At 62.6% G+C, this 23,165-nt stretch carries 21 protein-coding genes and 1 tRNA gene; 14 read left to right on the top strand and 8 right to left on the bottom strand.

Going from position 1 to position 23,165, the window contains the following annotated elements; translation table 11 throughout:
* Positions 1-72: 72 nt before the first annotated feature.
* From IPF85_RS13665 to IPF85_RS13650, 4 genes are read left to right on the top strand one after another with little or no spacing between them, the layout of a single operon-like run.
* Positions 73-933: a 4'-phosphopantetheinyl transferase superfamily protein gene (locus IPF85_RS13665; protein WP_343408635.1), complete on the top strand. Its 861-nt coding sequence runs from the start codon at positions 73-75 to the stop codon at positions 931-933.
* Between the two features lie 55 nt (positions 934-988).
* Complete coding sequence (locus tag IPF85_RS13660; protein WP_343408634.1) at positions 989-2,524, top strand: acyl-CoA carboxylase subunit beta; 1,536 nt, start codon at positions 989-991, stop codon at positions 2,522-2,524.
* Between the two features lie 26 nt (positions 2,525-2,550).
* Complete coding sequence (locus IPF85_RS13655; protein WP_343408633.1) at positions 2,551-4,029, top strand: biotin carboxylase N-terminal domain-containing protein; 1,479 nt, start codon at positions 2,551-2,553, stop codon at positions 4,027-4,029.
* A 10-nt stretch (positions 4,030-4,039) separates the two neighbouring features.
* Positions 4,040-4,537, top strand: coding sequence for a biotin/lipoyl-containing protein (locus IPF85_RS13650; RefSeq protein ID WP_343408632.1), 498 nt, complete (start codon positions 4,040-4,042; stop codon positions 4,535-4,537).
* Positions 4,538-4,581: 44 nt separating this feature from the next.
* Here the strand turns inward: IPF85_RS13650 and IPF85_RS13645 are convergent, their stop codons facing one another.
* The 4 genes from IPF85_RS13645 to IPF85_RS13630 all read right to left on the bottom strand — a co-directional run bounded on the left by IPF85_RS13645 (position 4,582) and on the right by IPF85_RS13630 (position 8,076).
* A complete protein-coding gene (locus IPF85_RS13645; protein WP_343408631.1) occupies positions 4,582-5,052 on the bottom strand; it encodes an RpiB/LacA/LacB family sugar-phosphate isomerase in 471 nt (156 codons plus the stop codon).
* Positions 5,053-5,185: 133 nt separating this feature from the next.
* Entirely contained in the window at positions 5,186-6,724 is a 1,539-nt protein-coding gene (locus IPF85_RS13640; protein WP_343408630.1) for a hypothetical protein, read from the bottom strand.
* 67 nt (positions 6,725-6,791) lie between these two features.
* Complete coding sequence (gene lgt / locus IPF85_RS13635; RefSeq protein ID WP_343408629.1) at positions 6,792-7,703, bottom strand: prolipoprotein diacylglyceryl transferase; 912 nt, start codon at positions 7,701-7,703, stop codon at positions 6,792-6,794.
* Positions 7,704-7,881: 178 nt separating this feature from the next.
* Positions 7,882-8,076 (bottom strand): PspC domain-containing protein, encoded by a 195-nt coding sequence (locus tag IPF85_RS13630; RefSeq protein WP_343408628.1) that lies wholly within the window; start codon positions 8,074-8,076, stop codon positions 7,882-7,884.
* A gap of 181 nt (positions 8,077-8,257) precedes the next feature.
* Between IPF85_RS13630 and IPF85_RS13625 the strand changes: the two genes are divergently transcribed.
* On the top strand, positions 8,258-9,019 hold the full coding sequence (locus IPF85_RS13625) for a class I SAM-dependent methyltransferase (RefSeq protein WP_343408627.1): 762 nt from the start codon (positions 8,258-8,260) through the stop codon (positions 9,017-9,019).
* 20 nt (positions 9,020-9,039) lie between these two features.
* Positions 9,040-9,933: an alpha/beta fold hydrolase gene (locus IPF85_RS13620; protein ID WP_343408626.1), complete on the top strand. Its 894-nt coding sequence runs from the start codon at positions 9,040-9,042 to the stop codon at positions 9,931-9,933.
* A 65-nt stretch (positions 9,934-9,998) separates the two neighbouring features.
* On the opposite strand, the gene fmt is transcribed toward IPF85_RS13620, so the two are convergent.
* Positions 9,999-10,961: a methionyl-tRNA formyltransferase gene (fmt, locus tag IPF85_RS13615; RefSeq protein ID WP_343408625.1), complete on the bottom strand. Its 963-nt coding sequence runs from the start codon at positions 10,959-10,961 to the stop codon at positions 9,999-10,001.
* 569 nt (positions 10,962-11,530) lie between these two features.
* On the opposite strand from fmt, the gene IPF85_RS13610 reads away from it, so the two are divergent.
* From IPF85_RS13610 to melA, 5 genes are all read left to right on the top strand, one after another.
* Positions 11,531-12,166: a hypothetical protein gene (locus IPF85_RS13610; RefSeq protein WP_343408624.1), complete on the top strand. Its 636-nt coding sequence runs from the start codon at positions 11,531-11,533 to the stop codon at positions 12,164-12,166.
* A 176-nt stretch (positions 12,167-12,342) separates the two neighbouring features.
* On the top strand, positions 12,343-12,723 hold the full coding sequence (locus tag IPF85_RS13605) for a class II aldolase/adducin family protein (RefSeq protein ID WP_343408623.1): 381 nt from the start codon (positions 12,343-12,345) through the stop codon (positions 12,721-12,723).
* 32 nt (positions 12,724-12,755) lie between these two features.
* Positions 12,756-13,133 (top strand): class II aldolase/adducin family protein, encoded by a 378-nt coding sequence (locus IPF85_RS13600; protein WP_343408622.1) that lies wholly within the window; start codon positions 12,756-12,758, stop codon positions 13,131-13,133.
* Between the two features lie 132 nt (positions 13,134-13,265).
* Positions 13,266-13,341 (top strand) — tRNA-Glu (locus tag IPF85_RS13595).
* A gap of 64 nt (positions 13,342-13,405) precedes the next feature.
* Entirely contained in the window at positions 13,406-15,187 is a 1,782-nt protein-coding gene (gene melA, locus IPF85_RS13590; RefSeq protein WP_343408621.1) for an alpha-galactosidase, read from the top strand.
* Between the two features lie 220 nt (positions 15,188-15,407).
* On the opposite strand, the gene IPF85_RS13585 is transcribed toward melA, so the two are convergent.
* From IPF85_RS13585 to IPF85_RS13575, 3 genes are all read right to left on the bottom strand, one after another.
* On the bottom strand, positions 15,408-16,835 hold the full coding sequence (locus tag IPF85_RS13585) for an arginine decarboxylase (protein WP_343408620.1): 1,428 nt from the start codon (positions 16,833-16,835) through the stop codon (positions 15,408-15,410).
* Between the two features lie 676 nt (positions 16,836-17,511).
* Positions 17,512-18,231, bottom strand: coding sequence for a hypothetical protein (locus tag IPF85_RS13580; protein ID WP_343408619.1), 720 nt, complete (start codon positions 18,229-18,231; stop codon positions 17,512-17,514).
* Positions 18,232-18,716: 485 nt separating this feature from the next.
* Positions 18,717-18,971: a hypothetical protein gene (locus IPF85_RS13575; protein WP_343408618.1), complete on the bottom strand. Its 255-nt coding sequence runs from the start codon at positions 18,969-18,971 to the stop codon at positions 18,717-18,719.
* Between IPF85_RS13575 and IPF85_RS13570 the strand changes: the two genes are divergently transcribed.
* The 3 genes from IPF85_RS13570 to IPF85_RS13560 are packed head-to-tail and all read left to right on the top strand — an operon-like array spanning position 18,959 to position 23,119.
* Entirely contained in the window at positions 18,959-20,116 is a 1,158-nt protein-coding gene (locus IPF85_RS13570) for a nucleotidyltransferase family protein (RefSeq protein ID WP_343408617.1), read from the top strand. The genes IPF85_RS13575 and IPF85_RS13570 overlap by 13 nt on opposite strands.
* A gap of 12 nt (positions 20,117-20,128) precedes the next feature.
* Positions 20,129-22,258, top strand: a complete 2,130-nt coding sequence (locus IPF85_RS13565; RefSeq protein ID WP_343408616.1) for a DUF5693 family protein — start codon at positions 20,129-20,131, stop codon at positions 22,256-22,258.
* Positions 22,259-22,261: 3 nt separating this feature from the next.
* Complete coding sequence (locus IPF85_RS13560; RefSeq protein ID WP_343408615.1) at positions 22,262-23,119, top strand: SUMF1/EgtB/PvdO family nonheme iron enzyme; 858 nt, start codon at positions 22,262-22,264, stop codon at positions 23,117-23,119.
* Positions 23,120-23,165 lie beyond the last annotated feature (46 nt).

The raw sequence follows: 23,165 nt of genomic DNA, 5'->3' as shown, positions 1-23,165 counted from the left end.
ACGCGGCCGATCTCGCCGAGGTTGCTGCTGGCGAACCTGCCGCGTGATGAACGTGACAAAACTGGCCACACCATGATCCACTGGCTCGTTCAATCCACCGAGGCGCATCCTGATCTGGCGCGCGGCCAGCCGCCCCTGGGCTTGCTCAGCGCAGCGGAGCTGGCGCGCTTCGACGCCATGCGTTCGCCCAAACGTCGTCATGACTGGTTGCTCGGACGCTGGACCGCCAAACACCTGGTGCAACGCTTCCTGCTGGCGACCACGCACCAGACTGCGCCGCTGGCAACCATCGAAATCAAGAATGAAGACGATGGATCGCCGTTCGTGGAGCTGCACGCTGCAATTGGAATTCCTGGCGATGGGAGTAATGGGAGTAATAGAAGTAATGGAAGTAATGGAAGTAATGGAAGTAATGGAAGTAATGGAAGTAATGGAAGTAATGGAAGTAGCGGCAGATTGCCGGTTTGCCTGACGATCAGTCACTGTGAAGAATGGGCGCTGTGCGCCGTGATTGCGCTCGATAGCCGGCAAGCGACATCCGGCCCGGCTGCGAGCGCAGGCCAGGCGCCCCCAGCCATCGGCGTTGACATCGAACGCGTGCGGCCGCGTGACTGGAACTTCGTGGAGACATTCTTCACCGAAGCGGAAATCCGGCAGGTGCAGACCGCGCCGCCGGCCTGGCGCGATACTCTGATTACGGCCATTTGGAGCGCCAAAGAAGCGGCGCTCAAGGTGGTCAAACTAGGGCTGACCGTTGATACACGTCGGGTTGACTGTGTGTGTAACCTTGACCGTGCGCCCGACGATGACTGGCTCCCACTCCAGGTCACCTATCATCCCGCGACGGCCGCCGCCGCTGAAATCATGCCCGGCTGGTGGACCACGCGTGACGGATTTGTATTGACGCTGGCGTTTTCGCAGAACATGGCCTGACTCTGGCCTGACGACATGACAACATTGGCACAAAATTCAAGAGGAGTGTTTTTCCGTGGAATCGTATGTGAAGAAATTGCGCGACCGCAAGGCCATTGCCGCGGGCACAGTCAAGGAGGCCGACGCCCAGCACAAGAAGGGGCGCCTGACTGCCCGCGAACGAGTCGAGCTGCTGTTCGACCCTGACACCTTTACCGAAATTGACACCCTGGTCCTGCCCCGTTCCGAAACCTACCTCGATGGGCGTGCCTCACGCTACGGCGACGGCGTCATCACCGGCTTCGGCCAGGTCAACGGTCGCCATGTCTACGTGGCGTCACAAAACGCCGGCGTCATGGGCGGCTCCCTGGGCGAAATGCATGCCAACAAGATCGTCAAGGCGATGCGCATGGCGCTGCGCGACGGCTACCCCTTCATCGCCATCAACGACTCCGGCGGCGCCCGCATCCAGGAAGGCGTGGACAGCCTGGGCGGTTATGCCCGCATCTTCGACGCCAACTGCGAGGCGTCTGGGGTGATTCCGCAGATCTCAGTCATCATGGGGCCATGCGCGGGCGGCGCCGTCTATTCGCCGGCCCTGACCGACTTCATCTTCATGACCGACAACAGCTACATGTTCATCACCGGCCCGGACGTGGTCAAAGCCGTGATGAACGAAGAGGTTAGCCTGGATGAGCTGGGCGGGGGCCTGGTTCACAGCCAGGAGAGCGGCGTCAGCCATTTCCTGGCCAAAGACGATCAACAATGCCTGGCCCAGGTGCGTAACCTGCTCTCATACCTGCCCTCGAACAGCCAGAACGACCCGCCCTACGTACCGCCGGTGGATGATCCCAACCGCCGCTGCCCTGAGCTGGAGGAATTGGTGCCAACCGATCGGCACAAGCCCTACGATGTCCGCCAGGTCATCGCCAGCGTGGTGGACGATGGCCGTTTCACTGAAGTTCACGAACTGTGGGCGCAAAACATGGTCATCGGCTTTGCCCGCCTCAACGGCTACGTCGTCGGCATTGTGGCCAATCAACCGATGGTGCTGGCGGGGTGCATTGACATCAAGGCCTCGCTCAAAGCCTCGCGCTTCATCCGTCTGTGCGATGCGTACAACGTCCCCATCATCACCCTGCAGGACGTGCCCGGCTTTCTGCCCGGCACCAACCAGGAATATGGCGGCATCATCCGCAACGGCGCGCGCATGATCTACGCCTACAGCGAGGCCACGGTGCCCAAGCTGATGGTCATCCTGCGCAAGAGCTACGGCGGTGCCTATTGCGTTATGTCAAGCAAGGGCCTGCGCGGTGATTACCTCTTTGCCTGGCCCAATGCTGAAATCGCGGTCATGGGCGCGGACGGCGCGGTCAACATCCTCTTCCGCAAACAGATGCAGGAATCGGCTGACCCGGAGGCCAGGCGCAAGGAACTGGTGGACATGTACGAGGAAAGGTTCAACAACCCGTATGTGGCGGCCGCGCGGGGTCTGATTGATGACGTGATCGAGCCACGCGATACGCGGCGTGCGCTGATCCGCACCCTGGAAGTCACCCTGTCCAAGCAGGAACGTCACGTGCCCAAGAAGCACGGCGTCTCGCCGATGTAAGGCGCCGACGCGCCAGAGGGAGTGCCATGTTCAAGAAAGTTCTGATCGCCAACCGTGGCGAGATTGCCGTGCGCATCATTCGGGCCTGTCGTGACCTGGGAATTCAGAGTGTGGCCCTGTTCGAACCATCGGACCAGGGATCGCTGCACGTGCGCTTTGCCGATGAGGTGGTGCGCCTGGATTCCAGCCGCGGCTACATGGATCATCAAGTGGTATTGCAGGCGGCCAAAGACACAGGAGCCGATGCCATCCATCCCGGCTATGGCTTCCTGGCCGAAGACCCGGCCTTTGTCCGGGCCTGTGAAGCGGCCGGCATCGTCTTCATCGGGCCACCGAGCGCCGTGGTCAGTGCGCTGCGTGACAACCTGGGGGCGCGTGAGCGGGTCGCGGCCGCCGGCTACCCTGTGCCATACTACCTGTCAGAAAGCTTCTGCCAGGGTGAGATAGAAGGGGTGCAGGCGTTGGCGGAAGATGTCGGCTACCCGCTGGTGGTCAAAGCGTGTCGGGGCGGGCGCGGACGCGGCACGCGCCTGGTGAGTGATCCATCCAAGCTGGAGCGCGCCGTGCGCCAGGCGCAGGCGGAAGCGCTGGCGGTCTTTGGCGATGACCATGTCTACCTGGAGAGGGCCATCATGCCGGCTCGCCATGTGGAGGTGCAGGTGATGGGGGACCAGTTCGGCAGCCTGATCCACCTGGGCGAGCGTGACGGCTCGATCATGCGTCACAGTCAGAAGATCATCGCCGAGGCGCCTTCGCCCAACCTGACTGCGCCCCAGCGCACGCGCCTGTGCGAGATGGGGCTGGAGATTGCGCGCCTGTTCAAGTATCGCAACCTCGGCACCGTCGAGTTCATCATGGACTTGGATGGCAACTTCTATTTTGCCGAGATGAAGGCGCGCATCCAGGTTGAGCATCCGGTGACCGAAAAGGTCACGCAGGTTGACCTGGTGCGCGAGCAGATTCGGATTGCTGCCGGGGAACCGCTGGCATTTTGCCAGGGTGACATCAAGTTCCGCGGCTGGGCGATGGAGTGCCGCATCAATGCAGAAGACCCCTGGAGCAACTTTATGCCCAGCCCAGGCAGATTGGACCGGTTCCGCCTGCCGGGCGGCCCCAATGTGCGCGTGGATACCTACGCCTACAGTGGTTGTGACGTGCCGGTGCGCTATGACCCCATCCTGGCCAAGCTGATTGTGTGGGGCGAAACACGGCCTGAGTGCATCAATCGCATGCGGCGTGCGCTGGAGGAATTCGCCATCCGGGGTGTGCATACGACGCTGCCGTTTCATCAGCGCATCCTGAATGATGCTGATTTCCTGGCCGGAAACTACACGACCGATTTTCTGGATCGCCCTCTATTGGAGGGCACGCCCGACATCGAACTGCGCGATATGGCAGTGGCCGCCGCGGTGGCCTTTATCAGTCGCAACCAGGCCGCGCGTCCGGTCACACAGGATCGTTTCCAGACCGGTTGGCACCGCAGCAGCCGGCGGCTGCCGAGTTAGGAGGTTGACCATGCATAAGATTGGCGTTACGATCGGCGGGCGCACCTACGAAATCCAAGTGGAGGCGGCTGTGCAGTCCAACACCGACTTGCGCGTCATCGTGGATGGCAAAACCATCCCCGTCAGCGTGCAGAGTCTGCGGGACCCGGAGAGCCTGGACTGGATTCTGGTGGGCAATCGGCCGTACGAAATTGTGTTAGACAGGGACTTGCAGTGGCTTGAGGTGTATGGTCGGCGTTACGGCGACCTGACCGTGAGCGACCTGGAGGCGGCCGTTGCGCGCCCCACCAGTCGCGACGGTCGCATCAAAGCACCCATCCCCGGCATCATCACACGCCTGCTGGTAGCGGTGGGCGACGAGGTGGAGGCCGGACAGTCGGTGGTGGTGTTAGAGGCGATGAAGATGGAAAACGAAATCAAGGCGCCGCGCAGCGGCATCGTGCGCAGGATCAACGTGAGCAGCGGCCAGGGTGTTACCTTGAACGAAGTGCTGGCTGAAATCGAGTAAGACAGACACCGGGTCTCTTGCAGAGACCCGGTGTCTTGGCGTGTTCACGCCCCGCGGTAACGATTTTCAATGGCCGTCACGCGCGCGATCTGGGTCAAATTCCATTCACTCACCGCCTCGCCCTCGACGATCGGGGTTGAAAACCAGGCATCGAGGATCTCTTTCGCCACGCCCACCGGCGTCGAGCGCAGGCTCAAAGTCAGGACATTCGCGTGGTTCCAAATCCGTGCCCCGCGCGCGGTCTCGGCGTCATGCACCAGGGCGGCGCGCACCCCCGGCACTTTGTTCGCCGCAATGCTGGCCCCAGTTCCTGTCCAGCAGAAAAGCACACCCTGGTCGGCCTGTCCACTGGCGACCGCGGCGGCCACATGGCTGCTGACAAGGGGCCAGTCGCCATCGGGATCATCTTCGGCCAACGGCCCAAACAGCAGCACCTCGTGCTCTTGCGCCTGCAGGTAATGAACCACAAAATCGGTCAAATGCGTGCGTTCATCGCTGCCAATCGCGATCTTCATGAATCACTCTCCTCAGTAGGCATGGCCTTGCGCCTGCCCGCGTGGGCGACCGCAAGGGTGCGCCCCTACTTCTCTTCATTAGTAAGGGCATGGCCTTGCGCCTGCCCGCGTGGGCAACCGCAAGGATGCGCCCCTACTTCTCTTCATTAGTAAGGGCAGGGCCTTGCGCCTGCCCGCTATGCTTGCGCATCAGCGGGAAGATGAGCTGGTGCAGGTCGCTGATGCGCTGCGCGAACAGGTCTGGATTGTCAGGGTCGTTGCGGTAATCTTGCCAGGCCACGATCAGTCCCTGCGCGCCATCGCTGATCACGCGCGCGTTGTCCTGTACTCCCGAAAGTGCGACCGCAGCCACGCCGTGCCCGGCCCACTGCGGCACACCCTGCTCACTGAGATGTTGAGCCATGATGTCATAGCCCGGTGGGTCACTGAACTTGTCCACCCAGGCCAGATAGGCGCCGCCGCGGCCATCAGGTACGGCCACGGCAAAATCCTGCTGCTCCGCCCACGGTGTCACGTTGACCGGCTGCGCGCCCCACAGGAATACGCCGGCGGCGTCAACGCGCTGCGCCAGCACATCAGTGCCCGGCACGCCGCTGGCATCCGACGCAGCGGCCACCAGGATCACACCACCGCTGCCATCCTGAATGAGATCGGTTGGCCCTTCCGCCAGATCCAGCGCGGCCACCACTGGCAAGTCGTTGGGCCAGGCGCGGTCGCCGCTGGTCGTCAGCCGCATCAGGTAGGCGTCCGCCAGGTACCCTGTGCTGCGGTAGTCATACCAGGCCACAAACACGCCGCCGTGGCCATCGGCGACAATCGGCCCGATGCCCTGCACGGCGGGATTGCTGCTCACCGGCACGCCGTCGGTCGCCCACAGGGCAACGCCGCTGGCCGAGAGGCGCTGGGCATACAAATTCTGATCCCCCGCATCGCGCAGATCGGCCCAGGCCACAATGAAACCGCCGCTGCCATCGGGCGTCGCCTCAGCATCGAATTGTTCGCCGAGGGCCAGCGTAATGGTGACCGGCGTTGTCCATATTGGGGAGCCGGCAGCGCTGATGCGTTGCGCAAAGAGATTTGTGTCGAAGCGATCGGGGTTGGCATGCTGTTCCCAGATCACAAACGCACCGCCGCTGCCATCGGGCACCAGTTGGGCCAGGAGATTGTCGGCCGCTCCCGTCGTCACGCTGATACCGTCAGCGGCCCACAGGGTTTTGCCCGTATCATCCAGCCGTTGCGCGAAGATCGCCAGGCCGCCAGGGCGCTCATCATCCCAGGCCACCAGCACGCCGCCGGCGCCATCGCTGATGGCTTGTGGCTCAAGCTGATTGTTGGGCGCGTCGCTGACGACGACGCCGTTGGCGGCCCAGAGCGGCGTCCCGACGGCGTTCAGGCGCTGTGCGTAGATGTCCACGCCATTGGCTGTTGAGCGGGCGTCGGTCCACACCGCGATCATGCCACCGGCGCCGTCGGGCGCCAGGTGCGGGATTCCCTGGTCACCGTCCGCGGTACAAAAACCGACCCCGTTAGCCAGCCATAGAATCTGCCCATCGGCGGTCGGCGGGCGTCCCTGCCCATCATCATCCAGGGGCCAGGCGAGCGTTGGTGGAATATGCGCGCCCAGCAGCACCGCAAACAGCACCGCTCGCCAGACACGACCTCGAACGTTCATCTCCGGCCTCCGTTGATCCCCCTCGCCGCCCTTGCCCTCTGCACCAGGTGCATGGCGGGCGCCTTCTTCAGTCCTCACTGTCCGCGGTCACGGCATCAACCATGGGCGTCGCGGGCGGCAGCAGGCTCGACGCGCTGGCTTTTTCCGCGTACCAGGTCTCCGGCGGTTGCCAGTCGCGGTGACGCATGAACAGGAAAACCAGCGCAGCGGCCATCAAGAGCAGGGCGAAGATCTGTGCAGCAGGAATGGCGGCAATGGCCCAGGCGTCTGGTCGAAAAATCTCAACCCACAAGCGGCCAATCGAATAATAGAGGAGATAGATCGCGACAATGTCACCGTCACGCAGGCGCGACGCAAAACGCCGCGCCAGCCAGAACAGCAGCAGAAAGCCGAGCAGGTTCCACAGCGACTCGTATAAGAACGTCGGGTGAAACTTGATGTCCAGCGGATACTGGTTGAGGTCAATGTAGGGGCCAAAACGGTGCAAGCCGTCAATGGTGATGCCCCAGGGCAGGGTGGTAGGCGGGCCGTACAATTCCTGGTTGATATAGTTGCCCCAGCGACCGATGGCCTGTGCAAGTAAGACGCCCGGCGCCACGATGTCAGCCCAGCGCCAAAAATTCAGCTTGGACACCCGTGCATAGAGCAGGATGGCCAGCAGGCCGCCGGCAATAGCGCCATAGATGCCCAGGCCCCGAAAGCCGCCCTTCCAGAAGGCGATGATCTCGATCGGATGGCTGCGGTAATAGTCCCAGCCAGTGAAGCCGCCGGCCGGCGAAGAGAAAACATGATAGAGACGCGCCCCAATGATGCCAAGCAACAAGCACCAGGTCAGCAGATTCCAGACATGCTCCGGGTCTTGGCCACGGCGGCGGGCCTCAGCGGTCGCGAAAACGGCCGCCAGGACCGCGCCGATCACGATCAGCAACCCATACCAGTAGATGGTCAACGGCCCGATGCGGAACGCAGTGGGATCCATGCTCACATTCCTCCACACGTTAAGAGTAGACTATGCGTGGGAGAGTATAGCACAAACAGACGTATTCGAGAAGCACAATCGCAACTCTGCGCGGCCTGTTTCACACAAGAGCTGCCAGGCGCGGCCTGGCAGCTCTGTGGACGAGGGTTTCGATTGACAGGACAAGGGGCCGCTGGCGCTAGGCCTCCGGCTCCTCTGGAATAATGAGCCAGCAGACCATATAGGCGAGGAAGCCGCCGCCGACGGTCAGGCCGAGCAGCAAGAATCCCAGCCGCACGATAGATGAGTCAACGCCGAGATACTGCGCCAAACCGCCACATACACCCGCAATCATGCGCTCCTTGCGTGAGCGAAACAAACGTTTGCCTTCCATAAAATTAATCTTGCTCCTTTCAAGCACACTCAGATTGTTTGGCTTCGGGAGAGTTCTTACTTGTTTCCAGTCCTGAACACAATACGCACCGTTGGGGCCGAAGTTGCCGCGTGAAGGAGCGAGTTGGCATCTTCGTCTGCGCGATGTTATAATCAAGGCCTGAAGGAGAATCAGCAGCGGCATGATTGATTACGACCGTATTGCTCATTTGTACGATACCGAATTCGCCACCTTCGCCGATGACATGCCGCTCTTGCGGTACTATGCCGACCAGGCAGGCGGTCCGCTGCTCGAATTAGGCTGCGGTAATGGTCGCGTCACCGTGCCGCTCGCCCAGGCCGGCTTTCGTCTGACCGGGGTGGACAGCTCTGCGGGCATGCTCAACCTCGCGCGCAAGCGCCTGGCCGCGGCCAGACTGAGCGAGCGGGTCAACCTGGTACAGGCCGACATGCGCCGCGTCCATCTCGATGAGCGCTTTGGCATGGGCTTCATCCAGGTCAACAGCTTCATGCACCTGGAGACGAGCGAGGATCAGCGCCAGGCGCTGCTCTGCTGGCATCCATTTCTGCGCCCCGGCAGTCCGCTCATCCTTGACCTCTTCAACCCGGACATCGCTACCTTGCTGGAAGCCGACGGCCGCTTGATGGTGGACAACCAGTGGCGTGATCCTCAATCGGGCGCGATGGTCATCAAGCAACTCGTGCGCAAAATTGACCTGGCGAATCAAATTCAGGAAACAATTATTGTCTACGATGAAGTGTTTCCAGACGGACAAACGCGACGCATGCTCGTGCCATTCAACCTGCGTTTCCTCTGGCGCTCCGAGGCCGAGCTTCTGCTGGAGATCTGTGGCTACGAACTGGAAATGGTCTATGGTTCCTATGATCTGGATCCGTACACATCAGTCAGCCCGCGTATGATTCTCATTGCGCGGCGCACCTAGCGAATGAAAGGAACGAGAATATGACAATAAAAGCCTGGCGTCTGGCGCTCTCCGGTTTGCTGACGCTGCTCATGATCGTCCTCACGGCGTGCGGCGGCGAAAAAACGCCAACCCCTACCGGCAATCCAGCGGCGGTGGCCTCGGCCACCACGTCGGTATCCATCCCCAGCGTCAACAGTGGCGCGCCCGCAGGCGGAACGAACCAACCGGCGCCGCAGCCTGGCACCTCGCCCACCGGCAATGAGTCAACGGTGGGAGGCATCCAAGCTTTCCCGGCCGGCGAGGTCAAGCCGGTGGAGATTATCACGGCTGACAATGTCACCCTGACCGGCACCTTCTACGTGGCGCCCAAAGCGGGCAGCCCCGCGGTGGCTATGCTGCACATGGCCGGCGGTCAACGCGGCGATTGGGACACCCTGGCACGCCAATTACAGGCGGCCGGCTTCAGCGTGTTGACGCTTGACCTGCGCGGCCACGGCGGCAGTCAAGGTCAGCGCGAGTGGGACAAGATGGGAGAGGATGCCGCGGCCGCCCATGCCTGGCTGGCCGGCCGCCCCGAGGTCAACGCGACGCGCATCGGCTTGATCGGCGCCAGCATCGGCGCCAATCTCAGCCTGAACTTCGCCGCCACGCAGCCTGCGGTCAAGACCCTGGTCCTGCTCTCACCCGGCCTGGATTTCGAAGGAATCAAGACAGAAGGCGCCATGCAGGCCTACGGGCCGCGCCCTGTGCTCCTCGTCGCCAGCACCGAAGACAAAGAAAGCGCCGACGCCGTCACTGCACTGGACAAACTGGCCCTGGGCAAACACACGCTCAAGATGGTCGAAGGTCAGGGTCATGGAGCGCGGATGTTGGGACGCCAGAACGGAATCGAGGAGACGATTGTGAACTGGCTGCAGGAAACGCTGAAATAAGGGCTGAATGCTCAGAGCAAAATCAGATAGAGACAAGCGTGACCTGCGGGACGGCGCCCCGCAGGTCACGTGTGCATCGGCGGCGTGTCGCCATCCGCGCCCAACACGCTGCCGACGAAACCACGCTGACCGCGCACGAAGGTGAGGGCATCGAGGCTGCGCTTGCCCTCCAATTGCAGTTCGAGCAGGCGCAGGCGCCCCTCTCCACAAACGACACTCACTCCCTGGGCGTCAGCCAGCACCAAGCCTGGTTCGGCTGCGTCACCAGGAATGGCCTGCGCCAGGTTGATCTTGAGCGAGCGCCCGTGCCAGGTTGTAAATGTGCCCGGCCACGGCTGAAAAGCCTGCAACTGGCGGGCAATCTGCACGGCCGGTACCCGCCAGTCAATGCGTCCTTGTGACTTGGCGATGGGCCTGGTCATGGTGGCCCGGCTGTGATCCTGCGGCTGAGGCGTGATGTCTCCGGCCAGCCAGCGCGGCAGCGTGCTGACGAGAAGCTCAGCGCCCTGCTGCGCCAGGCGCCCCATCAACTCCCCGCGCGTCTCCCCCGGCGTGATGGACAACGATGCCTGGGCCAGCAGCGGTCCCGTGTCCATGCCGGCATCCATCAACATGATCGTGCTGCCGGTCACCGAGTCACCGGCCAGGAGCGCTCCCGCCACCGGTGCGGCCCCGCGGTGGCGCGGCAAGAGCGAGGCATGCACATTCAGACAGCCGTGTCGCGGCAGATCAAGCACGGTCTGGGGTAAGATGAGACCATACGCCGCCACCACGATCACGTCAGGCTGCAGCGCGGCCAGGTCGGCCAATGGCTCAGGCTGGCGCAGCGTGCGCGGCTGCTGCACAGGCAGGTCATGCGTCAGCGCAAACGCCTTCACCGGCGAGACCGCAACCTCTTGTCCCCTTCCCACCGGTTTATCGGCGCGTGTCAGCACGCCAACCACCTCCCACGCACGGTTCGGCGCCCGCAGCGCCTGCAGCATCGTCGAAGCGAACTCCGGCGTCCCCATGAAGACCAGTCGTTTCATCTACACCCTCCCGCCCCCAACGAACCAGAACCTGGTAGAAAGATCTCTGCCACGAATTTCACGAATTGACACGAATTGGCGTCTGCTGCTTCGCGCCAGATTGTAGCACATCAGGGGTCGGAGGAAGAATCGAGACCGGAGATCGGAGATCGGAGACCGGAGACCGGAGATTGCAGACCGGAGATTGCAGACCAAATACCAACCATTGCCCGCCTTCCACACACCTGATCTCTAATCTCTAATCTCTGATCTCTAATCTCTGTTGTCAGCGATGCGTCGGTCGCCGGTCATGCTCTATCTCGTCGGGCACGCGATAATCAGGCTCGTCAAACACGGGCGTGGCGCCGTAGGGACCCCTCTGGCGGTCCGTCACGCCCGTGTTCTTTTTTAACCTGAGCGTGACAGACGTGGGTCGCAGCGGTTGGAGTTGCAGGGTGAGACCGTGAAACCAACCGCCACCCTCTGCGTATAATAGGCTGAACACCGGCCGCATCGAAGCCGGTCAGGCAGTACCGAACATCACGACATTCCGGGCAGGAGTTCCCGGACCGAACCGAGGAGGTTTTATCATGAGTGACATGAACGAGAACACAAACCCAATGAGCGTCGCCGAACCGCTGCAGCCAGCGGAGTCGGCCGCCACGTGGTTGGACGCTGTCAACCAGGCGGCAGAGACCGCGGCCGCCGATGTGACAGCCGCCAGCTCCGACCTGTATGCCGCCGCCCAACAGGCGCAAGCGCCAGCCGCCGCGCCGAACAACGTCTTTACGCTACCCACGATCGAAGAGCCGGCTCGACCACAATCCGCGCGCGCCGCAGCCGCCCCCACGGCCAGCTACGATGTGACGTCGGATGACAAGTTGATGGCCGCGTTGTCCTGGCTGGGCATGGTGCTCCTGCAGATTCCGTTGGTGAGCACTGTGCTCCTGCTGGCCGAAGGTAACAAGGATCGGCCATTTCAGCGTCACCATGCCTTACAGTCCATCGGTCTCTTCGTGGCGGCCATTGCGTATGAGTTCGTGGCGGCCATCCTGTTCACCGTCGGGTCGGTGGTCACCCTGGGCTGTGGGGCCTTGTTCCTGTGGGTACTCTTCTTCGTACCGCACATCATGGCCGTCTACTATGCCTGGCAGGCGTACCAGGGTAAGGAAATCAACATCCCTGTCGTCAGCCAGGTGATGCGCCAACAGGGGTGGCTCCGCTAAGGTCACAGGCCGTCACCTACGTGAGCGGGCGACAGCAGCGCACAGAGCACTCAAGGCCGGGTTCCATGCACAATAGCACTGGAGCCCGGCCTCTTTTTTGTCTCTCCGGTTTTGACGCCCCTTGCGCCTGCGTGTTAAGATAGGAACCGCAATCTGCGTTTGACTCAGGAGGATGGATGGCTCAACCACGCTACGAACGGCCGCTGCCCAATGCCGGGCGGCCGCTGCCCATGACCGAATTAGCCTGGCGCAAGGAGGTGGTCTTCATTTGCCGCCTGCTGTGGGACAAAGGCTACGCCATTGCCAGCGATGGCAACGTCTCGGTCAAACTGGCCGCCGGGCGCTACCTGGTCACGCCCAGCGGCTTCAGCAAGGGCTTCATCGAACCAGATCAGTTGCTCATCGTCAACGATCAACTGGAGGTGGTTGGGCCGCAACATGGCGCGGCGCGGGGACTGCGGCCTAGCTCAGAGATGCTCTTGCACCTGGAGGCCTACCGCCAACGGCCGGACATTGGCGCGGTGGTTCATGCCCACCCGCCCATGGCATTGCCCTGAGTATTGCCGGCATCTCGCTGGCGCGCTGCCTGTTGCCAGAGGTCGTCATGACCCTGGGTCTGATTCCCACCACCGACTACGCCACGCCCGCCTCGACCGAAGGCGCCGTCATCATTCGCGACCTGATCCAACGCTATGATGCCCTGATCTTGCAGCGTCATGGGTCGGTGACGGTCGCCAGGACGCCGTTCGAAGCCTATCTCAAACTGGAGAAACTGGAGTCTGCGGCCAACATCACACGCATGTTGGTGCAGCTCGGCCAAGCAAGCCCCTTCCCGCCGGAGGAAGTGGGCAAATTGGTGCAATGGCGCCACGACAAAGGCGTCATGAAACCCGGCCAGGCGGAAGACTTCTGCGAGACCTGCGGCGTTTGTTTGCGCGACGGCCAATGCCGGCTCGCCGCGCGCTGAAGCAGAGCGATTGAAATCGCGCCCTTGCGCCCCGAATTCATTCGGCGGCAAGGCGCCAGAACGGCCCCAACAATTTGACGGGCACCTGCTTCTCTGGTAGAATCGTTCACGTCCTGGAAATAAACATGGTATGCCCCCATCGTCTAGAGGCCCAGGACATCACCCTTTCAAGGTGGAGACAGGGGTTCGAATCCCCTTGGGGGTACCAAGTAGCAGGCGAATCCTCACCACACGGTGAGGATTCTGCTTTTCCAGCGATCTCGGTGAGAACTATGTCCGCAATTCCAAAATTCATCCTACGCAAACTCTACGTCCCCCACAGCCTGCACAATCGCCATGATGGCTTTGAATTCAGCCTGAAAAATAACATTGGCTCGGCAACCGTGGTGGCGATCGCACAGCTCACGGCTGACGGTGAGACCTATGACGCTGGCGTCATCTTTGTCAGCGCGCGTGGCGGCAATGAGCGATCAGCCGCCTCGATCGAGGCACAGGCGCCCGTTGTCCTGGGCGGTGGTACCGAAGTGCGCGTGCGCGTGGAAGGCAAGCCGCTCACACTGGCAGCCAAACACCGCCTGCAGCTCAGCATATCGACGCGCGAAGTGGGCGATGTGGACCTTCCGATCGAAGACACGGCCGTTGCTGCAAACGATACAACGGCGCCGGCGGCAGCCCTTGCGCTCGAGACACCAAACTGGCGCCCGACGCGGGTCGAGGTCAGTGAGGCGACGGAGGCTGCGGCCGATCAGCGTCCGCTGAAGGTTGCCATCATTGGCGCCGGCAGCACCGTCTTTGCCCGCCAACTGATGACCGACATCCTGGCAGTGCCTCGGCTGCACGAAGGTATATTTGCCCTGGTGGACATTGATGCCGAACGCCTGGCATTGGCGCACCAGGTCGGCGAATACCTGGTCGGCCTCAGCGGTAAGCCCTGGCGGGTCATCGCCAGCACCGAGCGCGCCCAGGTCTTGCGCGACTGCGACTATGCGATCAACACCATCGAAGTGGCCGGACTCGCCAATGTGCGCCATGATTTTGACATTCCGCTCAAATATGGGGTCAATCAGTGCATCGGCGACACCATCGGCCCCGGCGGCATCTTCAAGGCCTTGCGTACCGGGCCGGCGTGGCTGGACATTGTGCGCGACGTCGAACGCCTCAGCCCACATGCGACCATTCTCAACTACACGAACCCCATGTCAATCCTCACCCTGGCCGCGTTGCAGACCACGGTTCTGCCGGTGGTGGGGCTGTGTCACTCCGTGCAGGGCACATCTCACCAATTAGCCCAATATCTTGACCTGCCGTATGCCGAGCTGCGCTGGCGTTGCGCGGGCATCAACCACAACGCCTGGTTTACACTGCTGGAGCACAACGGCGAAGACCAATATCCCCGCCTGTTAGCGCGCGCGCGCGATCCTGAGATCTACGAGAGCGATCCTGTGCGCTTCGAGATGGCGCGCTACTTTGGCGCCTTTGTCACGGAGTCAAGCGGCCATTTTTCGGAGTACATTCCATACTTCCGCAAACGGCCTGATTTGGTCGAGCGCTACACGCGGCCCGGCTACCGGGGCGAGACCGGATTCTATGCCAACAATTGGCCGCGTTGGCGTCAGGCCAACGATGAAACCGTCCGCGCGCTGCTGGCCGGGCAGGGCGAGATCAGCCTGGCGCGCAGCGAAGAGTACGCGGCCGACATCATCGAAGCACAGGAGTCGGGCAAGGCCGCGGTCATCTACGGCAACGTGCGCAATCACGGTCTGATTGATAACCTGCCCGATGGCTGCGTCGAAGTGCCGGTGTTGGTGGACCGTAACGGCCTGACCCCCACCCATTTTGGCCCCTTGCCGCCCCAATTGGCCGCGCTGAATCGGGCGCACATGGCAGTGCATGAGCTGGTGGTGCAAGCGCTGTTAGGCCGCGATGCGCAGGCTGCCCGCTATGCCCTGCTGCTTGACCCCCTGACCGCCGCAGTTTGCTCACCGGCCGAAATTGACGCCTTGTTCACGGAGATGTGGGCTGCGCAGCGCCCCTATTTGACCTATTGGGACTGAGCGAAAAAGAACCAGCCGTCTGGCTGGTTCTTGACGAGATGGGGACTGAACGAAGCAAGAACCAGCCGTCTGGCTGGTTCTTGACGAGGTGGGGACTGAGCGAAAAAGAACCAGCCGTCTGGCTGGTTCTTTGCAAGATGGGTACTGCGCAGCGGCAGCATGGCGGCGCGCAGTCAGGTGGGGATGCCGGCCTGTATCACCTGCGGGCGTTGGCGCAGACTCAGTGCCTTGATCCGGCGCGCGGCACGGGCGTCGGCCACAAAGATGGATGCATCGGCACGGTCGGCGCCGGCTGACGCATCGGCGACTGATAGCCGATCAGTCGCATCAGTTCGGCTTGCGTTTGTGCCGCCTCCACCCGCTGCACCAACTGACCATCTTTCTCCTCGAAGATGATCCGCCGCGGCTCTGGGCTGAGGCAGTGATGCGCGCCGCCGCGGCCGGAGATCATCTGCTGGTAGGCGCCCACGCCGCAGATGGCAATCACCGTGCCGACGCCCGAGTCGGGCAGCATGAGCGGCGCCTTGCCTGGCCTGGGGTAGACATCATCTGAGTCACAGGTGCGACGGCTGCCCAGGCGCACGGCGCGCAGCGGACGATCCCAGCCATCGAGCGGCAGGGTGACAAATTTCTGGTCAGGCACCAGTACGCTGTCCGGTATGGACACCATCAGGCTGCCGTTGATCAGGTACCAATCGGGCTGCCCCTCGGCGCCGCGCTTGACCTGACCCACATCGAACAGGTAGACACTGTGATTGGCCACGGTGTAGCGACCGAATTCACCCACCAGGTCGGGCATAGGCACGCTGTATTCCAGGCACAGCGCGCGCATCTCTTCCATGAGCAGCGTGAGGAAGCCCGTGTAATCGAACTCAAAATCGAGCCGATAGCCAGAGGTGGGCGTGCCGCCGCCATAGTTGAAGAAACGCAGCGTCGGCACGCGCTGGCGCAGCTCGCAGTAGTTGCGAATGGAGGCGCGCAGCGTGGTCAGGAAATGGTCGGCGTCCTCAACCTGGCTGCCGATCATGGCGTGATACATCACCAGCGTGTGCGGCGTGCCGGCCAGTCCGGCGACAACGTCTGCCATCTCGCCGGCGGTCAGCCCAAAACGATCGTTGCCCAGGTGTGCGCCGTCTCGATTACCAGCCTCCCGCTCGCGCACGCCAAACTGCATGGGCAGCGGGCAGGTGCGCAGGGCGGCAAATTCGTCCAGGTCATCCAAGACTGAAATGACCGCCGCATGACCCGCGCGGCGCAGACGCAGGATGGCGTCCGTGTAATGCGGCTCCTTCGAGCCATTGCAGATCAGGTAGCGGTCCGCTTTCAGAATGCCCTGCTTCCAGAGGTGATGGGCAATCTTCACGTCCGCAGCCGCCGACGTTTCGTAGTGAGCGCCGGCCTCCAGGGCTGTGCGCACGACATCGGCCGCAAAATTGGCCTTGGTGGCGTACGCGTACAAAAATGTCCCTGCATAGGCAGTGGCGCGCGCGGCCTGGGCCGCCCATCCCATCATGCCATGCACCTGACGCGTGATCTGCGGCAGATACGCGAGTTCCAGGGGCGTGCCGTGGCGTGCCGCCAGTACATTCAGGTCAACACGACCACCCAGCATCAGGTGGCCCTGCTGACGGGACATGAAATCGGTCAAATGGCCTTCCGCTGACCGATGGAACCGGGACTGCATGAATGAAGCGAACGTCTGCAACTTGACCAGTGCCCTCCTAATGATCTACGCTCTGTCTGCGCAGCCAACCGCTGCGTTGCCTGGCGCCCATGATTTATGTGCGCGCAGATGAAAACGCCAGGCACAGGTTCATGTACCCAGCGTTGCGCCGCCGCACCGTATGGCGCGTTCGGCAAACAACTATTCGACTACCTTGACTAAGCGGGTTTGGTTGGCGCAGACAGGATCGCCCGCTGAGGGCCGATCATCATGTGGAGAGTGGTACTGTGGGCATAAAGAAGCCCGCTACCGGTTGGCTGCGGGCTGGCGAGAGGGGAACGCGTGCTTTCAGAGAAAGACGCGTCTCAGCCACCCAGCCTGCCGGACCGGTCGTACACTATCCCATTGGTTTCTGCGTCACGTACCCGCTTTGTAGAGCAAGCGTCCATAAAACCTCGAGAAAGCTCGCACGATGGTCAAGGGTGGCATCAAGCCACCAAGGCGTCCAGCAAACTGAGCGCCTTTGTAAGACCGTGTCATTGCACCCGATGTCGCAACGTCGCACGAGCGGCCAACAACCGTCATGATTCATGTTTGAATCAAGTGTAATTATTACACAAACCGGGGTGGATGTCAAAACGCGGAAAGGCGTTGATGCATTTCAAACGGATGGCAAACCATCTACGGGCGCCTGAAAGAGATCGTCGCGGATGTAGAGTTGCTCCACCAGGCGGCGGCTGAACCAGGCCCAGGGGCCAGGCCGAGCGCCAGGCAGGCGGTGGAGCGTGGTGTGCGGCAGCCAGGACAGCAGCGAAGACCACCAAAATTGGGTGGCGCGCCACGCGAGCTGCGCGGTCCAGGCAAAGACGAGGGGGCCGGCCGGGCAACCAGGCTCATCTTTGTGCAGCGCGGCGTGATCGCGGGCCGGGTCGTAGCCGGCAGAGTCAGGCAGAGCAAAGCTATAAAGATTTTGCAACAATGCAGGCGGCCGCTCTTCCCAGGTGGGCAAGTCAGGCCCAGAGATGCCCTGGGCCAGCGCCAGTTCGACCCAATTGGTGTGCGCGTAGAAATCTTGTACGGCATGCAGAATTCTGCCAACCTGATAGAGTGCGTGACCGGGGGATCTCTCGCCTGTCAACGTGCGACGACCATAAGTGGTCAGCCAGTCCCAGTGGGCGGCAACTTCAGTCCCATCGGCCAGGTTGGCGAAGTGAAAACGGAGGTTCTGTGTCCTGACCGCCGGTGAGGGCCAATGGGCCGCCAAAATGTTGTAGTAATCAACCGACCAATTACCCCACAAGACAACCCGCTGCGCGGCGACCGGCAAGGCGCTCGTGCGCAGGACTGCGGTTGTGATCCGCTCATGAAATTCGAAGCGCATGACTCCTCCATGAGGTAGCATCGGGATAGCATCGGGGCAGCATCAGGGTAGCATCGGGGTGGCATCGGGGTGGCATCAGGCGCAACCATACCACCAAGCCGCGCATCTGTCCAACACAACGCAGGCCCCAAACGGAAGATAGTGTACTTGCACGGCTGCAAGGTGTGCGCTATACTTACGCCCATCCTCAGGAAGTTTTGTTGCGCAGATTAACGTACGACCGCAGTGATTGAGTGCTCAGAGAGACGCGTTGAGCGGCGCACGAGTTTGAGCCAACAAAATGATGGTGATCCGTCAGATGTATTGCACAGCCACGGACCATCATCCACAGGATTCGATCAGTTCGCTGCCTGCCGCCTTGTGCGCCAGGCCCTGCCGGGGCGCGACTTGTGTCACGGCCAGCACTTAGCCATGCCAGGAGGATCATTCTATGACGTACACCAAGCCCACCCTCATCAAGCACGACGAACTGAAGTCCGTTACCTTCAGCAGCCATTAATCGTGCTCGAGATGCCGGCGCTGTGATGGCACTCGGTGGTCGTCGCTTCATCGTTGTCAAAACCGATGCCAGAAGTGACCAAAGTTGCCGGCAAACCCAGTCCGTATGCTTTCCCCCGCTCGCGCGTCTCTCTGAGCACTTGATCCAGGATCAGCAACCAACAAAAGACGAAAGCTGTATGACAACTTTCGTCTTTTGTTGTCTCAGCGTTCACACCGACCTGAAAAGATGAGCCGTCCAATTTTCCACCTGCTGGCGGCGCTGCGCACCGATGCCACGCCCCAAGCCTTCGACGACCCCAACCTGGCCTGGAATGACATCGTGGTGCAGGCCATCATCGTGGGCCTGGCGCCCATGCTGCACGAGCGCCTGTCTACCTGGCAGATCAACCTCCCGCCGTTGGCGCTCGCCAAGCTGCAACTGACACGCCAGGCCACCGCCCAGCGCAACCTCGACATTCAGCGCCAGGTGGCCGAAATCCTGGCGGCCACGGCTGCACGCGCCATCCCCACCATCGTGCTCAAAGGCGCCTACCTGAGCGCGGCCGTTTATCCGGCCCCCGACCTGCGCGGGATGAGCGACATTGATCTGCTCTTCCAACCCGCTGACCTCCCACAGGCCGCCGCGGCCCTCGCCAGCCTGGGCTATCTGGGCAAGCACAAGGCGGCCGACGAAGGCCCTGGCATCACCAAACACACCAGTACCTACAAACGGCCGACGGCCGCCGCCGACACGCCAAACCCATACCTGAGCACGAGCGGCGACCGCCACGTAGACCCTCACGGTTCGCTTGAGGAATGTTGGTTTGGCCTCTGTACCGACATCACGCCGGGCATCTGGCCGCGCGCGATGGCGCACACGGTGAACGGCCAGCCGGCGCAGGCGTTGAGTGCAAACGACCTTTACCTGCACCTGGCCGTACACCTCATCTATCACCTGCTCATGGGCAAACCGTCACTGGTGCAATTGGTTGATCTGCTGGTGGTCAGTCAGCGTTTGGCCGCGCAATTGGACTGGGATTGGCTGCTGCAACGCGCGCAGCAGACCCATGCCGCGCCTTTTCTGGCCGCGGCCAATCACCTGGCGCAGACGGTTCTGGCCGCGCCGGTGCCGGCCGACATCCAAACGCGTCTACTGGCCGGTCTGCCCGCCCATCTTCGCCGGACCATCGGCAGCCTCGATGCGGACAGCGTCATGCAACTCTCGCAACGCCCACCCCTGACCACCATGCGCCAGCGTGTGGCGCGCGGGATAAGCGAACGCCGCGCCACCGCCCGCTGGGCCACATCATCGGCCGGCCGCTGGGCCGTCTGGCGCAGCGCGCTGGCGGTCACGCGCACGGACACGGCGCGCCTGCTCGCCAGGCGCCTGGGCCTGATTCGTTAACCTGGAGATGCCTTGAAACTACATCAATTCTTGGGGACAGCCTTGATGGTTGGCAGCCTTGCCGGTTCGCTGCCGCGGCTGCAACAGCGACGGCATTGGGATGCCCAAAACCGCACGATCTCTCTGTGTGTGGACTACGACGACTGCGTGGAGATTAGCATGCGCAGCGGCGTGCCGTTGAGCGACCTGCTGCACCATCTCTGGCACGATGGCGCAAGTCACATCGCCATCACCGAACTGACCCTGGGCGACTTGCTGGCGAGTGGGCAACTGAGCGTGGCGCTGCCCGCAGTCGCCGAAACCGCTCCAACCCACCGCTGGTTGACCAGCCTTGACACCCGCTGGTTGACGCAGGTCAGCCAGGAACTCAGCGCGCGCATACCGGCGCTGCCGGTGCGTCTGCTGGAGATAGACGGGCGATCCTATGTGCAGATAGATGCCGATTTGCGCGCCCTGGCCGGCCTCACGGTTGGTTTTGACCCGCAGGCGTTTGCGCAGGCGCAGACCGCGGGGCTGGAGCCGGTGGCACGCCCGCGTCATGTGGTCTGGCCGCCAGCGGACGCCATCGAGCGTTCACTGGCGCAGGCGGCCGAGCTTGGCGCCCGCCTGGTGGCGTTTGCCGGCAATTATGTGTTAGGCCACGAGATGTTCATGCAGGCCACCATCGCCAGCCTGCAGCAGCACGATCTAACCCCCGTTTTCTTCGCCGAAAGTCGCCATCAGAAGGGCGATTGGTTCATCGCTAAGGCGCGACTGCCCAACGTCGTCATCGGGCATGAGTTCACACCGCCCGAACTGGATATGGAAGACGAGCACGGCATGGCCCACCGCTGGGGACGCATGGCCGACCGCGGTGTGCGCTTCTTTAGCCTGCGCGCCATGCGCGGCGTGCATGCCACGGAACCGCTCAGCCTGCGCGGCTACATCGGCATGGTGCTGACCGAGCTGATCCACGAACGAGGTTTGCGCCTGGCCGGCAGACCCGACTTCCGGCCGATGGCCCACACCCACCTGCATGGTCATGACCATGCAGCCGACACGCAAACCCAGCCAGACGAGCACGGCCATGCGCACCAGCATGAGCACGAGTCTGCTGAGCACGGACATGAGCACCCAGCCGGTACGCACACCCCACAGGGCGAGCGCGACCATACGCACCAGCACCAGCAGCAGCACGAATCTGCTGAGCACGGGCATGAGCACGATCATCAGCCTGAGGAGCATGACATAGCCAGCAATCTCCGGGCTGAAAACCAATCGTCGGCGCTGGCCCTGGCCGCGGCCGGCGCTGCAAGTATGGCCGTCGCCGGCGCACTCGACCTGCCAGAGCCGTGGGCGTCGCTGTTGACCGTGGCCAGTGGGGCAGCCGCGTGGAGCCTCACGCCGCTGCTTGACCGGCCGCGCAGTCACCTGGAGGAGCGCTTCCCGCCCAGCTATGCGCCGAAAGCGATTGCTCTGAGCGTGGCAACCGCGGCGCCGGTAGCTGCCCTGGCTGTCACCGGCCTGCTGGGAAGCAAAGCGACGCCAGGCCTCGACGGCCTGCTGCTGGCGGCGCTGATTGAGGGCGCAGGCGCAGCTGCGCTGGCCGCCACGGTGGCCGATGTGCCGTATGCCCTGCGCGTCGAAGAGTTCCGCAGCCTGAATCTGGACTGGGCGCTGCCGCTGGGCTTGACGGTGGGTCGCCTCATCGGCGGCCGGCCAGGTACAGCCGACCGGCAGGCGACATTGGCCGGTCTGGCTGGCGCCAGCCTTGCGGCTGCGGCTGCGTTTGGCCTGGGCAAAGCCGGTCTCCTGCCTGCAGATCTGGTAGGTCGCTGGGCGGCAGTGCCCATGCTCACCCATACGCATCATTTGTCAGCCCTGCAGGCGCGCCTGGGAGATCTGCAATTGGCCTTGAATCCGCAACCGCTGAGCAAATGGGGCTGGCTGCTGCCCGCGGGCCTGGCATTGGCGCACCTGGGGCGTGGTCAGGCAGACGCCCTGCCGCTGCCGCAGCGCACTGGCGCCGCATTGCTGGCAGCCCTGGGCAGCATGGCACTGCTGGCGCCGTTTCGTCAGGGCGGCGTGCCGTTGGCGGACACGCTGGCCGCGGCCGTGCGGGGCTTGACCCTGGCCAGGATCAAGCGGACGGGCGGAGACTGAAGTATGACGGCGCCACCGCCCCGCATCTACCTGCCTGCAACGGCCTGGCATTCCGCCTTTGCCCTGGTGCCAGCTGGCCCGTTCATCTACGGCCCGGAGCTTGTCTACGAGCGGCTGGAGGGCACGCGCAGCCTGCGCCCCCGCCAGACGCTCAACCTGGGGACGTTCGCCCTGGCCATCTATCCGGTCACGGTGGCGCAGTGGCAGCGCTTTGCAGACGAAACCGGCTACCGCTGGCCCGGAACCTGGTATCACCTGGTGGAACCACCGCGCGGTTGGCTGCGACGCTTTGCACCCTGTCGCGATTACCCGCCGGCGATGGCTGACTACCCGATGGCAGATGTGACGCAAACGGACGCCCTGGCCTACGCGGCCTGGTTGAGCGACAAGATCGGCCAGGTTTGCTCGCTGCCCAGCGAAGAGGAATGGGAAAAGGCGGCCCGCGGCCATGACGGTCGCACCTACCCGTGGGGCGAGGAGCATCCGCGACCGGAGCTGGCGCATTTGGGCAACTGGGTGAAGCTGCGCTACTACGCGTACAATCTGTTCATCAAACCAGAGCGAGAGTGGGCACGCTCGGGCTGGTATTTTCGCTGCGGGTCCCCGTTGCCAGTGGGAGCCATCCCACAGAATGTGTCACCGTATGGCTGCTACGATATGGCCGGCAATGTCTGGGAATGGACGCGCAGCCCGTATGACCCCGCCGTGCCCGGCTTTCACGTGGTCAAAGGCGGCTCATGGGGCTACAGCCCGCATCATACCCAATGTTTCGTACGCAGCGCGGCCAGCATTACCACAACCAGCGATCGCTATCATGCGCATGGCACCGGTTTTCGGCTGAGCATTCGCCTGTCAGCCTGACTCCCCGCCCGGTTCACCCAACGTGGCCGCGTCCACCAACACGGTC

The sequence above is a fragment of the Candidatus Amarolinea dominans genome (genome assembly GCF_016704685.1).
Lineage (GTDB): Bacteria > Chloroflexota > Anaerolineae > SSC4 > Amarolineaceae > Amarolinea > Amarolinea dominans.
The sequence above is the reverse complement of the archived record's forward strand: the minus strand, read 5'-3'. Positions and strand labels throughout refer to the sequence as shown.

What these genes read in the sequence shown, in the direction of transcription:
- IPF85_RS13605 (WP_343408623.1), top strand. Translation starts at nt 12,343, where the DNA reads ATGGCTCAACCACGCTACGAACGGCCGCTGCCCAATGCCGGGCGGCCG.
- IPF85_RS13665 (WP_343408635.1), top strand. Translation starts at nt 73, where the DNA reads ATGATCCACTGGCTCGTTCAATCCACCGAGGCGCATCCTGATCTGGCG.
- IPF85_RS13640 (WP_343408630.1), bottom strand. Translation starts at nt 6,724, where the DNA reads ATGAACGTTCGAGGTCGTGTCTGGCGAGCGGTGCTGTTTGCGGTGCTG.
- IPF85_RS13645 (WP_343408631.1), bottom strand. Translation starts at nt 5,052, where the DNA reads ATGAAGATCGCGATTGGCAGCGATGAACGCACGCATTTGACCGATTTT.
- fmt (WP_343408625.1), bottom strand. Translation starts at nt 10,961, where the DNA reads ATGAAACGACTGGTCTTCATGGGGACGCCGGAGTTCGCTTCGACGATG.
- IPF85_RS13650 (WP_343408632.1), top strand. Translation starts at nt 4,040, where the DNA reads ATGCATAAGATTGGCGTTACGATCGGCGGGCGCACCTACGAAATCCAA.
- IPF85_RS13625 (WP_343408627.1), top strand. Translation starts at nt 8,258, where the DNA reads ATGATTGATTACGACCGTATTGCTCATTTGTACGATACCGAATTCGCC.
- IPF85_RS13560 (WP_343408615.1), top strand. Translation starts at nt 22,262, where the DNA reads ATGACGGCGCCACCGCCCCGCATCTACCTGCCTGCAACGGCCTGGCAT.
- IPF85_RS13610 (WP_343408624.1), top strand. Translation starts at nt 11,531, where the DNA reads ATGAGTGACATGAACGAGAACACAAACCCAATGAGCGTCGCCGAACCG.
- IPF85_RS13580 (WP_343408619.1), bottom strand. Translation starts at nt 18,231, where the DNA reads ATGCGCTTCGAATTTCATGAGCGGATCACAACCGCAGTCCTGCGCACG.
- IPF85_RS13630 (WP_343408628.1), bottom strand. Translation starts at nt 8,076, where the DNA reads ATGGAAGGCAAACGTTTGTTTCGCTCACGCAAGGAGCGCATGATTGCG.
- IPF85_RS13570 (WP_343408617.1), top strand. Translation starts at nt 18,959, where the DNA reads ATGAGCCGTCCAATTTTCCACCTGCTGGCGGCGCTGCGCACCGATGCC.
- lgt (WP_343408629.1), bottom strand. Translation starts at nt 7,703, where the DNA reads ATGGATCCCACTGCGTTCCGCATCGGGCCGTTGACCATCTACTGGTAT.
- IPF85_RS13620 (WP_343408626.1), top strand. Translation starts at nt 9,040, where the DNA reads ATGACAATAAAAGCCTGGCGTCTGGCGCTCTCCGGTTTGCTGACGCTG.
- melA (WP_343408621.1), top strand. Translation starts at nt 13,406, where the DNA reads ATGTCCGCAATTCCAAAATTCATCCTACGCAAACTCTACGTCCCCCAC.
- IPF85_RS13655 (WP_343408633.1), top strand. Translation starts at nt 2,551, where the DNA reads ATGTTCAAGAAAGTTCTGATCGCCAACCGTGGCGAGATTGCCGTGCGC.